At 63.3% G+C, this 13,748-nt stretch carries 14 protein-coding genes and 1 tRNA gene; 7 read left to right on the top strand and 8 right to left on the bottom strand.

What is annotated here, in order from left to right:
* Positions 1-592: 592 nt before the first annotated feature.
* Together FXN65_RS17085 and FXN65_RS17080 are read left to right on the top strand one after the other, a co-directional pair.
* On the top strand, positions 593-1,798 hold the full coding sequence (locus tag FXN65_RS17085) for an acetyl-CoA C-acetyltransferase (protein ID WP_151134613.1): 1,206 nt from the start codon (positions 593-595) through the stop codon (positions 1,796-1,798).
* Positions 1,799-1,812: 14 nt separating this feature from the next.
* The gene (locus tag FXN65_RS17080; RefSeq protein ID WP_151134611.1) at positions 1,813-3,972 is read left to right on the top strand and encodes a 3-hydroxyacyl-CoA dehydrogenase NAD-binding domain-containing protein; all 2,160 of its coding nucleotides are present in this window, start codon (positions 1,813-1,815) and stop codon (positions 3,970-3,972) included.
* A 63-nt stretch (positions 3,973-4,035) separates the two neighbouring features.
* Here FXN65_RS17080 and FXN65_RS17075 read toward each other — a convergent pair whose 3' ends face one another.
* From FXN65_RS17075 to FXN65_RS17065, 3 genes are all read right to left on the bottom strand, one after another.
* A complete protein-coding gene (locus tag FXN65_RS17075) occupies positions 4,036-4,407 on the bottom strand; it encodes a glutaredoxin family protein (protein WP_151134609.1) in 372 nt (123 codons plus the stop codon).
* A 168-nt stretch (positions 4,408-4,575) separates the two neighbouring features.
* Positions 4,576-4,839 (bottom strand): hypothetical protein, encoded by a 264-nt coding sequence (locus tag FXN65_RS17070; RefSeq protein ID WP_226282173.1) that lies wholly within the window; start codon positions 4,837-4,839, stop codon positions 4,576-4,578.
* Between the two features lie 24 nt (positions 4,840-4,863).
* Entirely contained in the window at positions 4,864-5,088 is a 225-nt protein-coding gene (locus FXN65_RS17065; RefSeq protein WP_151134607.1) for a hypothetical protein, read from the bottom strand.
* A gap of 340 nt (positions 5,089-5,428) precedes the next feature.
* On the opposite strand from FXN65_RS17065, the gene FXN65_RS17060 reads away from it, so the two are divergent.
* Positions 5,429-6,148 carry an amidotransferase gene (locus FXN65_RS17060; RefSeq protein ID WP_151134605.1) on the top strand — a complete coding sequence of 240 codons (720 nt, stop codon included), beginning with the start codon at positions 5,429-5,431 and terminating at the stop codon, positions 6,146-6,148.
* Positions 6,149-6,228: 80 nt separating this feature from the next.
* Here FXN65_RS17060 and FXN65_RS17055 read toward each other — a convergent pair whose 3' ends face one another.
* The gene (locus tag FXN65_RS17055) at positions 6,229-7,200 is read right to left on the bottom strand and encodes a magnesium and cobalt transport protein CorA (RefSeq protein WP_151134603.1); all 972 of its coding nucleotides are present in this window, start codon (positions 7,198-7,200) and stop codon (positions 6,229-6,231) included.
* A 157-nt stretch (positions 7,201-7,357) separates the two neighbouring features.
* Between FXN65_RS17055 and FXN65_RS17050 the strand changes: the two genes are divergently transcribed.
* Both FXN65_RS17050 and FXN65_RS27960 read left to right on the top strand, forming a co-directional pair.
* Positions 7,358-8,215 carry an alpha/beta fold hydrolase gene (locus tag FXN65_RS17050; protein WP_151134601.1) on the top strand — a complete coding sequence of 286 codons (858 nt, stop codon included), beginning with the start codon at positions 7,358-7,360 and terminating at the stop codon, positions 8,213-8,215.
* A 60-nt stretch (positions 8,216-8,275) separates the two neighbouring features.
* Positions 8,276-8,692: a hypothetical protein gene (locus tag FXN65_RS27960; protein ID WP_178119351.1), complete on the top strand. Its 417-nt coding sequence runs from the start codon at positions 8,276-8,278 to the stop codon at positions 8,690-8,692.
* A gap of 53 nt (positions 8,693-8,745) precedes the next feature.
* Here the strand turns inward: FXN65_RS27960 and FXN65_RS17040 are convergent, their stop codons facing one another.
* Positions 8,746-9,435 carry a crotonase/enoyl-CoA hydratase family protein gene (locus FXN65_RS17040; RefSeq protein WP_151134599.1) on the bottom strand — a complete coding sequence of 230 codons (690 nt, stop codon included), beginning with the start codon at positions 9,433-9,435 and terminating at the stop codon, positions 8,746-8,748.
* Positions 9,436-9,716: 281 nt separating this feature from the next.
* On the opposite strand from FXN65_RS17040, the gene FXN65_RS17035 reads away from it, so the two are divergent.
* A tRNA-Ser gene (locus FXN65_RS17035) sits at positions 9,717-9,806 on the top strand.
* Between the two features lie 522 nt (positions 9,807-10,328).
* Positions 10,329-10,538 carry a cold-shock protein gene (locus tag FXN65_RS17030; RefSeq protein WP_151134597.1) on the top strand — a complete coding sequence of 70 codons (210 nt, stop codon included), beginning with the start codon at positions 10,329-10,331 and terminating at the stop codon, positions 10,536-10,538.
* 221 nt (positions 10,539-10,759) lie between these two features.
* Here the strand turns inward: FXN65_RS17030 and arsJ are convergent, their stop codons facing one another.
* The 3 genes from arsJ to arsH are packed head-to-tail and all read right to left on the bottom strand — an operon-like array spanning position 10,760 to position 13,747.
* The gene (gene arsJ, locus FXN65_RS17020) at positions 10,760-11,983 is read right to left on the bottom strand and encodes an organoarsenical effux MFS transporter ArsJ (RefSeq protein ID WP_151134595.1); all 1,224 of its coding nucleotides are present in this window, start codon (positions 11,981-11,983) and stop codon (positions 10,760-10,762) included.
* A gap of 9 nt (positions 11,984-11,992) precedes the next feature.
* The gene (locus FXN65_RS17015) at positions 11,993-12,997 is read right to left on the bottom strand and encodes an ArsJ-associated glyceraldehyde-3-phosphate dehydrogenase (protein WP_151134593.1); all 1,005 of its coding nucleotides are present in this window, start codon (positions 12,995-12,997) and stop codon (positions 11,993-11,995) included.
* Positions 12,998-13,030: 33 nt separating this feature from the next.
* Positions 13,031-13,747 carry an arsenical resistance protein ArsH gene (gene arsH / locus FXN65_RS17010; RefSeq protein ID WP_151134591.1) on the bottom strand — a complete coding sequence of 239 codons (717 nt, stop codon included), beginning with the start codon at positions 13,745-13,747 and terminating at the stop codon, positions 13,031-13,033.
* Position 13,748 lies beyond the last annotated feature (1 nt).

Here is a 13,748-nt window from a genome sequence, read left to right as displayed (position 1 = left end):
CCGCAATGGCGGTACGCAGCACAGGACGACCAGTTGATGGGTGACGATCAGCTGACCAGTCGGGTCAGGTTGGGAAGGATGAGAATGACGGTGGTGGCAAAGACGATCAGGCTCGCTTGCCGCATTTTCGGCTGCTTGAACATGGCCAACTGCCTTTGTTGTTGTTGGAGGCGCGTCGGTCAGGGCTCCCTACGGCCGGCCCGGAACCTCACCTTCCCCCGTGGCTTTTGATAAACGGCCACCCCGGCATATCCCGGCAGTGGCTACTTGCATTTCAAACTCTAGGGCCGGCATCACATTGCGCTTATATCGGTTGGTAACTAGTGCGATGGTGTTAGTAATCCCCGGCTATTGAGCGCGGCTGATGGCCATTGACCAGCCCCGAAGCCAGACACTTCCCTTTCACCTTGGCCAGCAACTGGCCATCAACTGACCGTTCGTCTGAGCGCAGCGGTCAATGGGCCTGAGCATTTCCGTCATTGAGCACTTGGCCTATAGCGATAAGGTAGCCACAGCCTGCCGGGACACCGGTGGTCCACGCACAAGAACAACAGGCACCAGCGGTGCCGCCTAGCTGCCTCAAGAGGACGCCATGACCGAAGCATTCATTTTCGACGCGGTGCGCACGCCCCGCGGCAAGGGCAAGAAGGACGGCGCTCTGCACAGCGTCAAGCCGGTCAACCTGATCGCCGGGCTGCTGCGTGCCCTGGCCGAGCGCAATGACCTGGACACCAGCCAGGTGGACGACATCGTCCTCGGTTGCGTGACCCCGGTGGGCGACCAGGGCGCCGACATCGCCAAGACCGCCGCGCTGGTGGCCGATTGGGACGAGACCGTTTCCGGCCAGCAGATCAACCGGTTCTGCGCATCGGGCCTGGAAGCGGTGAATCTGGCGGCGATGAAGGTGCGCTCCGGTTTCGAGGACCTGGTGGTGGCCGGTGGCGTGGAGTCCATGTCCCGCGTGCCCATGGGCTCCGACGGTGGCGCCTGGGCCATGGACCCGGAAACCAACTTCCACACCAGCTTCGTGCCCCAGGGCATCGGTGCCGACCTGATCGCCACCCTGGAGGGCTTCAGCCGCGCGGATGTCGACGCTTTCGCCCTGCGCTCCCAGCAGAAGGCCGCCAATGCCCGTGCCAATGGCGCCTTCAAGAAGTCCCTGGTGCCGGTCACCGATCAGAACGGCATCGTCCTGCTCGACCATGACGAATTCATCCGCGCCGACTCCACCCTCGAAGGCCTGGGCGCGCTCAAGGCCAGCTTCGAGATGATGGGGCAGATGGGCTTTGACGCCACCGCCCTGCGCAAGTACAGCCAGGTCGAGCGCATCGAGCATGTGCACACCCCTGGCAACAGCTCCGGCATCGTCGACGGCGCGGCCGCCATGCTCATCGGCTCCGCCGCCAAGGGCAAGGAATTGGGCCTCAAACCCCGCGCGCGCATCGTTGCCACGGCGGTGACGAGCACCGACCCGACCATCATGCTCACCGGCCCGGCGCCGGCCACCCGCAAGGCCCTGGCCAAGGCCGGCTTGAGCGTGGCGGACATCGACTTGTTCGAGGTCAACGAAGCCTTCGCCTCGGTGGTGATGAAGTTCATGAAGGACATGGGCGTGCCGGAAGAGAAGGTCAACGTCAACGGCGGCTCCATCGCCATGGGTCACCCGCTGGGCGCCACCGGTTGCGCCATCCTCGGCACCCTGCTGGACGAGCTGGAAGCGCGCAACTTGCGCTACGGCCTGGCCACCCTGTGCGTGGGTGGCGGCATGGGTATCGCAACGATCATCGAGAAGGTTTGAGGCGGAGAAGAAAAATGACAGACGCCATCCGTTACGAAAAAGGCCAGGACAATATCGTCGTCCTGACCATGGACATGCCCGGCCAGAGCGCCAACACCATGAACGCGGTGTACCGCGAAGCCATGGGCAAGACCGTCGAACGCCTCGAAGCCGAGAAGGACAGCATCGCCGGAGTGATTATCACCTCGGCCAAGAAGACCTTCTTCGCCGGCGGTGACCTCAATGAACTGATCAAGGTCACCAAGGCCGAAGCCAACGCCTTCTACCAGATGGTGCTTGGCCTCAAGGGCCAGCTGCGCCGCCTGGAAACCCTCGGCAAACCGGTGGTGGCCGCCATCAATGGCGCCGCCCTGGGCGGTGGCTGGGAGATTTGCCTGGCCTGCCATCACCGTATCGCCCTGAATGACAGCAGCGTGCAGCTCGGCCTGCCGGAAGTGACCCTAGGCCTGCTGCCGGGCGGTGGTGGCGTGGTGCGCATGGTGCGCCTGCTGGGTATCGAGAAGGCGCTGCCGTACCTCGCCGAAGGCAGGAAGGTGCGCCCGGAGCAGGCACTCAAGGCTGGCCTGATCCACGACCTGGCGCAGACGCCGGAGGACATGCTGGCCAAGGCCCGCGCCTGGATCGCCGCCAACCCCAAGGCGGCGCAGCCCTGGGACATCCCCGGCTACAAGATTCCCGGTGGTACCCCGTCCAGCCCTGCCGTGGCGCAGATGCTGGCTATCGCGCCGAGCGTGCTGCGTGACAAGACCAAGGGCTGCTTCCCGGCACCGGAGAAGATCATGTGTGCCGTCGTCGAAGGCGCCCAGGTGGACTTCGACACCGCCCAACTGATCGAGGCGCGTTACTTCACCGAGCTGACCACCGGCCAGGTGGCGAAGAACATGATCGGCACCTTCTGGTTCCAGCTGAACGAGATCAATGCCGGCAGCTCCCGACCCAAGGGCCCCGCGCCTTACGTGACGAAGAAAGTGGGCGTGCTCGGCGCCGGCATGATGGGCGCGGGCATTGCCTACGTATCCGCCGTCGCCGGTATCGAGGTGGTGCTGAAGGATGTATCGGTCGAGGCTGCCGAGAAGGGCAGGGCTTATTCCCAGGGCCTGCTCGACCAGCTTGTCAGCCGCGGTCATATGGCTGCCGAGAAACGCGATGCCATCCTCTCCCGCATCAAGCCGACTGCCAGCGACGCCGACTTCGACGGCTGCGATCTCATCATCGAGGCCGTGTTCGAGAACCGCGAGCTGAAGGCCAAGGTCAGTGCCGCCGCCGAGGCTGCAGCGCTGCCGGATGCTGTGGTCGCTTCCAACACCTCCACCTTGCCGATCACCGGCCTGGCCCAGGCGGTGAGCCGTCCGGAGAGGTTCATCGGCCTGCACTTCTTCAGCCCGGTGGATCGCATGCCGCTGGTGGAGATCATCCGTGGCGAAAAGACCTCGGACGAAACCCTGGCCCGTGGCTTCGACTATGTGCTGCAGATCAAGAAGACTCCGATCGTGGTCAACGACAGCCGCGGATTCTTCACCTCCCGCGTGTTCGGCACCTTCACCAACGAAGGCATCGCCATGCTGGGTGAGGGCGTATCGGCGGCGATGATCGAGAACGAAACCCGCAAGGCCGGTATGCCGGTGGGACCGCTGGCGATTTCCGATGAAGTCTCCATGGGCCTGATGACCCACATCCGCAACCAGACCGCCGAAGACCTCAAGGCCGAGGGCAAGGTGATGCCGCAGCATCCGGCCTTCGCCGTGATCGACCTGATGGTCAACGAGTACAAGCGACCGGGAAAAGCGGCGGGCGGCGGCTTCTACGACTATCCGGCGGCCGGCGCTCCGGCGGCCGGCAGGAAGCGCCTCTGGCCAGAGTTGAAGGCGCGCTTCGAGAAAGCCGACCGGCAGATCCCGCAGGAAGACGTGCGCGACCGCATCCTCTTCATCCAGGCCATCGAAACCGTGCGTTGCGTGGAGGAGGGCGTGCTCCACTCCGTGGCCGACGCCAATATCGGCTCCATCTTCGGCATCGGCTTCTCCGCATGGACCGGCGGCGTGCTGCAGTTCATCAACCAGTACGGCCTGCGCGACTTCGTTGCCCGCGCCCGCTACCTGGCCGAGCAGTACGGCGAGCGCTTCGAACCGCCGGCGCTGCTGCTGGACAAGGCGGCCAGGGGCGAACGCTTCTAGCTTCCAGCGGCGCATAAAAAAACCGGCTCAATGTGAGCCGGTTTTTTTTGCGCGCGGTGCAGGTCACGCCTTGGCGAAACGGCTTTCCAGATAACGGATGATGTCGTTGGACTCGTACATCCAACGGCTTTCACCGTTTTCCTCGATGCGCAGGCAGGGCACCTTGATCTTTCCGCCACCGGCCAGCAGGGCGGCACGATGACCTTCATCATTCTTCGCGTCGCGCAGGGTGATCGGCAGATTCAGCCGGTGCAAGGCGCGGCGGGTCTTCACACAGAAGGGGCAGGCGTTGAACTGGTAGAGCGCAAGGCTGGCGGTCTCTTCCGCCACCCGGGCTTGCGCCTCGGCGGTGCGGCGCAGCTTGCGCGGACGGGTGATGAAGTCGAGGAAGATGATCAACTGGCCCAGGCCGACTCGTAATGCCTTGATGAACACTGCTGCGTTCCCTTGAGTGAAAAACGGGGCGGCAGTCTACCGGAAGTTGACGGGTATGACGGAATTTCACGCCAGATGGTTGCAGCCATTCGTGGCCCGTTTGTCGCCCAGGTGGTCGTCGCCAGGGCGGCGCGGAGCGGCTCGCCATGGCGTTTCAGTGATTGGCTCTCAACCCATCCAGACGCAGGTGCCCTTGTCCAGGCATTCCAGCATGAAAGGCTCGGGCAACTGCGGCAGGTCGCGCTGCGGCGGATTGCTGGAATGGCCGCGCAGGGACAGTTCGGTGGTGATGCCGCGGTTGATGTTGTGGTTGGCCTCGATGTTCTTGGCGACCGCGCCGACTGAGCCATGGGCGCAGCCGATCAACGAGAAGCCGTTGGTCATGACGGCCAGGGCCGTGAGGAAGTAGAGCCGGTTCCGTTGCTGTTTCATCGTCGTGATCGCCTGTGCCTGTCATCAGCCCTGGTGTCTGCCGCTGGGCTTCTTCTGGCTTGCCAGCAGTACCGGGATGCTCTGGCTCAGCTGCTGGTAGAAACTCACCGATGCGTCCGTGGGGCTGACGCCGATGCGTCCGCGCTCGTAACCGAAGCTGACCGCGAGGACCACCATCACCACGACGAAATACAGGCCGAGGCTGGCGAGGGCACCGTTGCGTGCGTACTTGATGGTGGGGTTGCTCATGACTGGACTCCGCGACCAGGGGGACTTGGGATGGGCGTAGAGTCGCGAAAATCGTTTCGATGAAAAAACGACCTTCAAGCATGGTAACTATCGATGGAACCAATAGTTTCCCGAGGCGCCGTCAATTTTACTTGACGTGCTCGGAAAGCCCCGCGGTAGAGCGGTGTGGCCTCGCGGACTCCGAGGGGGCGCAAGGAGGGCCGGAGCGGTCTATCGGACCGTTAGGCGCAGGCTATGGAGAGGGAGACCAGGCGGTATTTCAATCACATCGTCACTGTGTTAAATAAAACGCACATTTCCACCACATAGAGCCTCTCTGCATTTCAGGAACCATGAGCTAATGCCACTTCGCATCTGCATTCTCGAAACTGACATTCTCCGCCCCGAACTGATCGACCAGTACAAGGGCTACGGCCTTATGTTCGAGCAGCTGTTCGCCAAGCAACCGATTGCCGCGGAGTTCAGTGTCTATAACGTGGTGCAGGGGCATTACCCGCCTGAGGGCGAGAAGTTCGACGCGTACCTGGTTACCGGCAGCAAGGCCGACTCCTTCGGGACCGACCCCTGGATCCTGAAGCTCAAGGAGTTCCTGCTGGCGCGCTACGAAGCCGGTGACAAGCTACTGGGCGTCTGCTTCGGCCATCAGCTGCTGGCACTCTTGCTGGGCGGGCGCACTGAGCGAGCGACCCAGGGCTGGGGTGTCGGTACTCACAGCTACCAGCTGAAGCAGAAACCGGAATGGATGACCCCTGCACTGGACGACCTGACGTTGCTGATCAGCCACCAGGACCAGGTTACCCAGCTGCCCGAGAACGCCACCTTGCTGGCCTCCAGTGATTTCTGCCCGAACGCGGCTTATTCCGTTGGTGATCAGGTGCTGTGCTTCCAGGGGCATCCGGAGTTCGTCGCTGACTACTCCCGCGCCATTCTGGATCTGCGCCAGGACTTCCTCGGCGATGAGGTCTACAAGCAGGGTGTGAGCAGCCTGGATCGCGACCACCAGGGTGCCGCCGTTGCCGAATGGATGATGCGTTTCATCGCCCGCGACCGCGCCGCCTGATCCTCGCTTCCCCCATGAAAGGGCCCGCCATATGGCGGGCTTTTTTCGTTGGGCCTGATCTGGCTTGGCGACGCGTCGCGTTACAGCCATCCGTAGTGTTTGAAGCTTGCATAGAGCGCGGTGCAGCCTGTCGCTACCACCCCCAGCACCCCAAAGTACCCGTAATGCCAGGTCAGCTCCGGCATGTACTGGAAGTTCATCCCGTAGATGCCGGCGATGGCCGTGGGGAAAGCGAGGATGGCGGCCCAGGCGGCGAACTTGCGCTGTACCACGCTTTGCCGCGAAGACTCCAGCAGCAGGCCGATCTCGATGGCGTGATCGGCCATTTCACGCAGGCCGGTGAGATCCTCCAGCAGGCGCTTGACGTGAATGGATATGTCGCGGAAGTAAGGCCGCATGTGCTTGTCGATGAAGGGGAAGTCCAGGCGCTGCAGCTCCTCGCAGATTTCCCCCATGGGGCCGATGTAGCGGCGCAGGCGCAGCAGGTCGCGGCGCAGGCAATGGATGCGTTCGACGTCGGCCTGGCCGAGCGGGCGGTCCAGCACGTTCTGTTCGATTTCCTCCAGCTCCGAATGGAAGCTGTCCATCAACGGTCGATAGTTTTCCATCACGAAGCTGAGCAGCGCGTAGAGAACGAAATCCTCGCCATGCTCGAGCAGCAGCGGGCGGGCTTCGCAGCGCTGGCGAACACGGGAGTAGGGGGCGGATTCGCCATAGCGGGCACTGATGATGTAGCCCTTGCCGGCGAACAGCTGGGTCTCGATGAACTGCAGATCACCGTTCACCTCGATCGGCGAGTAGACCACCAGGAACAGGGCATCGCCGAAGGTTTCCAGCTTGGGCCGGGTGTGGCGGGTGAGGGCGTCTTCCAGAGCCAGCTCGTGCAGGTCGAACTGCCTCTGCAGGTTGCTAAGCTCCTCTGCACCGGGGTCATGCAGGCCGATCCAGACGAAGTGCCCCGGCTTGCTGGCCCATTGCAGGCCTTCATCGAGGGTTATGTCGGTGACTTTCCGGCCCTTGGCGTACACAGCGGCGGCAACGACTCGACCCATGGTTCAGCTGTTCCTTGATCCGTTGTCGGGAAATGTGACGCGGAGATTAACCCGCTTGATCCTCTGAGTCTTGCCGAAGCCCGAGGTTCTGCAATGGCGTTTCTAGAGTATTAACTCTAGATTGTTCACGCCCCTCGATTGAAACAAGGAGAACAAGGTGACCGAGGCTTTTCGTTTTTCCGCAGGTCGCTTCCATTGCCCTTATCGTGTCTATCGCTCGGCCGTTTCCGGGCCGGTACTGATTCTGCTGCCGGCGCTCGGTGTGGCGGCGCGCAAGTACGAGAACTTCGCCCTTGGCCTGGTGGCAGCCGGCAACCACGTGCTGGTGGCGGATTGGCCCGGCCAGGGAGAGAGCGGTCCGCGGCCGAGCCGGCACCTGGATTACGGTTACCGCGACCTGGTGGATGAGTTCGTGCCGAGCCTGTTGGCGATTGCCCGCGGACACTTCCCACATGGCCGCCCGGTGCTGGTGGGGCACAGCCTTGGCGGGCACGTCGCGACCCTCTACGCGGCCGCCAACCCGGATGCCGAGGTCACGGTGGTGGGCATCGCCTGCGGCAACATCCATTACCGCAACTGGAAAGGTCGGCATCGGTTGCTGACGCCCAGCGTCTCGGTGATCTTCAACCTGCTGACGGCGGTGTTCGGTTATCTGCCGGGCAAGACCATCGGTTTCGGTGGCCATGAAGCGCGCAGCCTGATGCAGGAATGGGGGCGGGTGGCCTGGAGCGGCAACTTCGACCACCTCGGGCTGGCGCTGCATCCCGCCCACGCCAACTCGACGCCATCCCATTACATCGGACTGATCGGCGACCCTTTCGCGCCCGAAGCTTCAACCCGGGGGCTGGCGGCGCTGATCCAGGAGCAGCCTTCAGTGCACATGCTGCCGTCACCAAGACCCGCGTCCGAGAATGCCCACAGCGCCTGGCTGCGCGCGCCGGCAACCGTGGTGGAGGCGGTTGTAAGCGGGCTGGCGCAGTTCTCCCGACAGCCCGCCGCCGGTCAGTCGGTCTGAAATATCTTGTTACGACCGCTAGTGTTCAGGAGATAACCCTCCACGTAAGCGGGGCCTGCCATGACGCTAAAGAAGTGCTTGTTGGCGGCGGTGATCTGCTCGGTTGTGAGCCTGTCGTTCATCGTCCTGCCGGGTGATTTCTCCAGCCCCTCGAGCGCCTACGCCAAGGATGGGGGCGGTGGAGGGGGCGGTGGAGGAGGAGGCGGCGGCCATGGCGGAGGTGGTAGCGGCGGCCACGGTGGCGACGGCGGTGGTCATGGCAGTGGTCACAGCGGTGACGGTGGTGGCCACTCCGGCAATAGCGGCCGCGGCAGTGACCATAGCGACCACGGGGCGGATGATGGAGCCGGCCACGACGTGGGTGAAGCCCATGGCGTCGGCCAGGGTGCGGACGATGGCGCGGATCACGACGTCGGCGACGATCACGGCCAGCACGTCGGTGGCGAGCCGGGCGACGACAACGGCGATTCCATGTAACCCCGGCCCCAAAGAAAAAGCCCCGCATTGCGGGGCTTTTCCGTGTCCCGGGATCAGGCCAGGTGCTGCTTGTCCAGCTCGATGGCCGCGTCCAGGGTCTCCAGGAGCGCCTTGCGCACCTTGAGCTTGGTGTTGCGGTGGGCGGTCATATTGATCTTCTTCAGTTGCAGGGCGGCGGCACGCGCAGCCTCCTGCAGATGCTCGATGGGTACCACCTTGTCGAGGAAGCCGGCATCCAGCGCGCCCTGAGGGTCGAACATCTCGCCGTTGATCACCGAGCGATGGAAGGCCGACTTGCGCAGACGATCGCGCGCCAGCTCGATGCCGACGTGGTGCATGGTCATGCCGATCTGGACTTCGTTCAAGCCGATGCTGAACGGGCCTTCCACGCCGATGCGGTAGTCCGCAGACAGCAGTAGGAAGGCGCCCTTGGCCACGGCATGGCCCGGGCAGGCGACGATGACGGGGTAGGGGTGCGCCAGCATGCGGCGAGCCAGGGTGGAACCGGCGGCGACCAGGGCGACGGCGTTCTGCGGACCGGACGTCATTACCTTCAGGTCGTAACCACCGGAAAGGATGCCCGGCTGGCCGGTGATGATCACGATGGCGCGATCCTGTTCAGCGCGATCCAGGGCAGCGTTGAAAGCAGCGATCACGTCCGGGGAGATGGCATTCACCTTGCCGTTGCTCAGGGTCAGGGTGGCGATGCCGTCTTCGAGTTGGTAGGAGATCAGCTCACTCATGGCAGGTTCCTTGTTAAGAAGTCGACCGACGTTACTCAGCGCCACCGTGGAGGTAAAGGACTGAGACTGACCGGATAGTCAGCCCGCGCGCGGCCCTCGGCGTATGCCTTCCACCAACACGCCCAACGCCCCCTGTTAGCCCCTTGACAGCACCAGGGGAAAAAGGCAGGCGAAAGAAATTTTCATAAACGCATGAAATTTATGAAAAAAGTGTTTGCATTCCGAAAAGCACTCCACTAAATTAGCGCACCTCGACGGGGCCAACGCCTCGAAGAGATTCCGGTGAGGTGTCCGAGCGGTTGAAGGAGCACGCCTGGAAAGTGTGTATACGGGAAACCGTATCGAGGGTTCGAATCCCTCCCTCACCGCCACTTTCCGTATAGATAAGCCCCTGATTTCTAACGAGATCAGGGGCTTTTTCTTTGCCTGCGAAAAAACCGGTGGCGAAAGAGTGCCGAAGCTGGTTCTCCTATGTGAGGCTCAACCTGGCAAATGGAATTGACGGCCCGCTGTTATTTCGTTCGGGTGCACATGCTGCTAGAGAGTGTGAACGGTAGCTTCCTGCTGCTCACTCGGGCTGACTCTTGGATGAAGGCCGCGGCGACGGTCGGTTGCAGGTGAGCGAATCGCCTGGCACGACGCAATCCCCATCCAGCCCCGCCCCGGATAATCGGCCGACCGTCCCAAATCGCTTCCCAGATAGCCGGCGATCCAGAAAGAGCTATCTAATCTCCCTAGACCCTGTATCCTTCCGCCACTGCCTGCTCAGTCTTGCGGCACCGTTTTGATGTTCTGTCCTCTCGATGTTCCATCTCCTCGGCACGCTTCACTTCGCATCCAGTCATGGCCAGGCCTTTGCCTGACCGCTATTTCTACACCTTGGAGATAACATCATGGCAACTCGCCAAAACGGTACCGTTAAGTGGTTCAACGCCGAGAAGGGCTTCGGCTTCATCACCCCCGAGCAGGGGCCGGACGTGTTCGTCCACTTCCGCCAGATCGAAAGCGACGGCTATAAGACCCTGGACGAAGGTCAGCGCGTGAGCTTCATCGTCACCGCCGGGGCGAAAGGTCCTCAGGCTGAACAGGTTCGCGCCCTGTAAGCACCTGCTTCAAAAAGAAGCCCCGCCCTCTGCGGGGCCTTTTTATTTCCGGCCTCTCGCCCCATTCGTCAAATGCCCCAGCAGTAGCGAGGCGAGCCTATCCGAAGCGCTACGGCATTTCCGACGACCCTGGCGACCCCTGGTGTGCCCAGCTGTGGTGGCCGTTCTGCAGATCGAGAACACCAGGCAGCGACTACAACTGACCTCTCGGGACGCCAGCCTCACGAGGCTGGTGTCTGGTGCCGAGGCAGCGCGATGGAAATCAGTGCCGCCAGTAGCACGAATCCGCTGGAAACCCAGAGGCAGGCTGCGAGCCCGTACTGCTGGAACACCCAGCCGGAGAGCAGGGTGCCGAGCAGACGGCCCAGCGCGTTGGACATGTAGTAGAAGCCCACATCCAGCGAGACGCCATCTTCCTTGGCGTAGCTGACGATCAGGTAGCTGTGCAGCGACGAGTTCACCGCGAACAGCACGCCGAACAGCATCAATCCTCCGAGCAACACCGCCTGTTCCGACCCGTCGGCGGCGAGCCCCAGGGCGATCAGTGCGGGAAGCCCGGCCAGGACCAGGGCCCAGGTGAAAGCGGCACGGCCGTCCGGCACATGGCCGCGCTGTTTGCCGGTGATGTGCGGGGCGAAGGACTGCACGATGCCGTAACCGATGATCCAGGCGGCGAGGAAGCCGCCAACCAGCCAGAAGTCCCAACCGAACACCTGGCTCAGGTAGACCGGCAGCGCCACCACGAACCAGACATCGCGGGCGCCAAAGAGGAACAGGCGCGCCGCCGAGAGGACGTTGACCGCCCGGCTTTTCGACAGGATGTCGCGGAATTTCGGCTTCGCCCTGGCCTTGCCCAGGTCCTTCTTCAGCAGCACCAGGCTGCCCAGCCAGATCAGAGCCAGCAGCGCCGCCATCGCCAGCACGGCCCCGGTGAAACCGAGCAAGGCGAGGAGCGCGCCACCGAGGAAGAAGCCCACGCCCTTGAGCGCATTCTTCGAACCGGTTAGGAGGGCCACCCACTGGTAGAGCGTACCCTGCTGGCTGTCCGGTACCAGCAGTTTGATGGAGCTCTTGGCACTCATCTTGTTGAGGTCCTTGGCGATGCCGGACAGCGCCTGTGCCCCCATCACCCAGGGGATGGTGAGCCAGGCCGTCGGCACAGCCAGCATCAGCAAGGCGACGACCTGCATCCCGAGACCGATGTTCATGGTGCGGTTCAGCCCCAGGCGGGCACCGAGGTAGCCGCCCACCAGGTTGGTGATGACGCCGAAGATCTCGTAGAACAGGAACAGCGCGGCGATCTGCAGCGGCGTGTAGCCCAGGGTGTGGAAGTGCAGCACCACCAGCATGCGCAGCGCGCCGTCGGTGAGGGTGAAGGCCCAGTAGTTGCCGGTGACCAGCAGGTATTGGCGCACTTGCGCGGAGAGGGCTGAGAACGCCTGCATGATCCCGGGTTACTCCGCCGCGCCGACCAGGCGGGCCAGTTCCGCCGCGCGATTGGCGTAGCCCCACTCGTTGTCGTACCAGGCGTAGACCTTCACCTGGGTGCCGTTGACCACCAGGGTCGACAACGCATCGATGATCGATGAGCGCGGGTCGGTGCGGTAGTCGATGGACACCAGGGGGCGTTCTTCGTAGCCCAGGATGTCCTGCAGAGGGCCTTCGGCGGCCGCCTTGAGCAGCGCATTGACTTCCTCGGCCGTGGTGGCGCGTTCCACTTCGAACACGCAGTCGGTCAGCGAGGCGTTGGCCAGCGGCACACGCACGGCGTGGCCGTTCAGCTTGCCGCGCAGCTCGGGGAAGATCTCGGCAATGGCCGTGGCCGAGCCGGTGGTAGTGGGGATCAGGCTCATGCCCGAGGCACGGGCACGGCGCAGGTCCTTGTGCGGCTGGTCGAGGATGCTCTGGGTATTGGTGAGGTCGTGGATGGTGGTGATGGAGCCGTGGAGGATGCCGAGGTTCTCGTGGATCACCTTGACCACCGGGGCCAGGCAGTTGGTGGTGCAGGACGCGGCGGTGACGATGCGGTGCCGTGCCGGGTCGAACAGGTGCTGGTTGACGCCCATGACCACGTTCAGCGCGCCCGTTTCCTTGACCGGCGCGCAGACCACCACGCGCTTCACCCCCTGGTCCAGGTAGGCCTGGAGTACCGCGACGGTCTTCATCTTGCCGCTGGCCTCGATCACCAGGTCGCAACCGCTCCAGTCGGTGTCGGCGATGGCCTTGTTGGCCGTGACCTGGAGGCGCTTGCCGCCGATCACCACGCAATCGCCCTCGCTGCCCGCTTCGTGCCGCCAGCGGCCGTGCACCGAATCGAAGTTCAACAGGTGGGCGTGGGTGGCGGCGTCACCCGCCGGGTCGTTGATCCGCACGAACTCCAGTTCGGGCCAGTCCCAGGCGGCGCGCAGCGCCAGGCGACCGATACGACCGAAACCGTTGATACCGACTTTGATGCTCATGCTCATGCTCGTGTTCTCGTAGGGCTGTCTGGATCAGATGGCGCGTTGATTGACGCGTTTGGAGAGTGCTTCCGCCGATTCCTTGCGTTCGGAGTAGCGGTCCACCAGGTAGTCCGCGCGCTCGCGCAGCAGCACGGTGAATTTCACCAGTTCTTCCATGACGTCGACGACGCGGTCGTAGTAAGCCGAAGGCTTCATCCGACCCGCCTCGTCGAACTCCAGGTAGGCCTTGGGCACAGAGGACTGGTTCGGGATGGTGAACATGCGCATCCAGCGCCCGAGCACACGCAGCTGGTTGACCACGTTGAACGACTGCGAACCGCCGCAGACCTGCATCACCGCCAGGGTCTTGCCCTGGGTGGGGCGAATGGCGCCCAGGGCCAGGGGAATCCAGTCGATCTGCGCCTTGAACACCGCCGACATCGCGCCGTGGCGCTCGGGCGAGCACCAGACCTGGCCTTCCGACCAGAGCACCAGTTCGCGCAGCTCCTGCACCTTGGGATGGCTGTCGGGGGCGTCATCCGGCAGCGGCAGCCCGGAGGGGTCGAAGATCCGCGTTTCCGCGCCGAAATGCTCCAGCAGGCGGGCGGCTTCGTGGGTCAGCAGGCGGCTGAACGAACGCTCGCGGGTCGAGCCATGGAGCAGCAGGATGCGTGGCTTGTGGATGGCCGACAGCGGACTGCCCAGCTTGTCCAGGTTGGGCAGGTCAACCAGGTCGGCATCGAGGTTCGGAATGTGGTCGTCGGTCATG

This window comes from Pseudomonas lalkuanensis (genome assembly GCF_008807375.1).
GTDB classification, from domain to species: Bacteria; Pseudomonadota; Gammaproteobacteria; order Pseudomonadales; family Pseudomonadaceae; genus Metapseudomonas; species Metapseudomonas lalkuanensis.
Note: the sequence above shows the minus strand (reverse complement) of the source record. Positions and strands in the feature narration are given on the sequence as shown.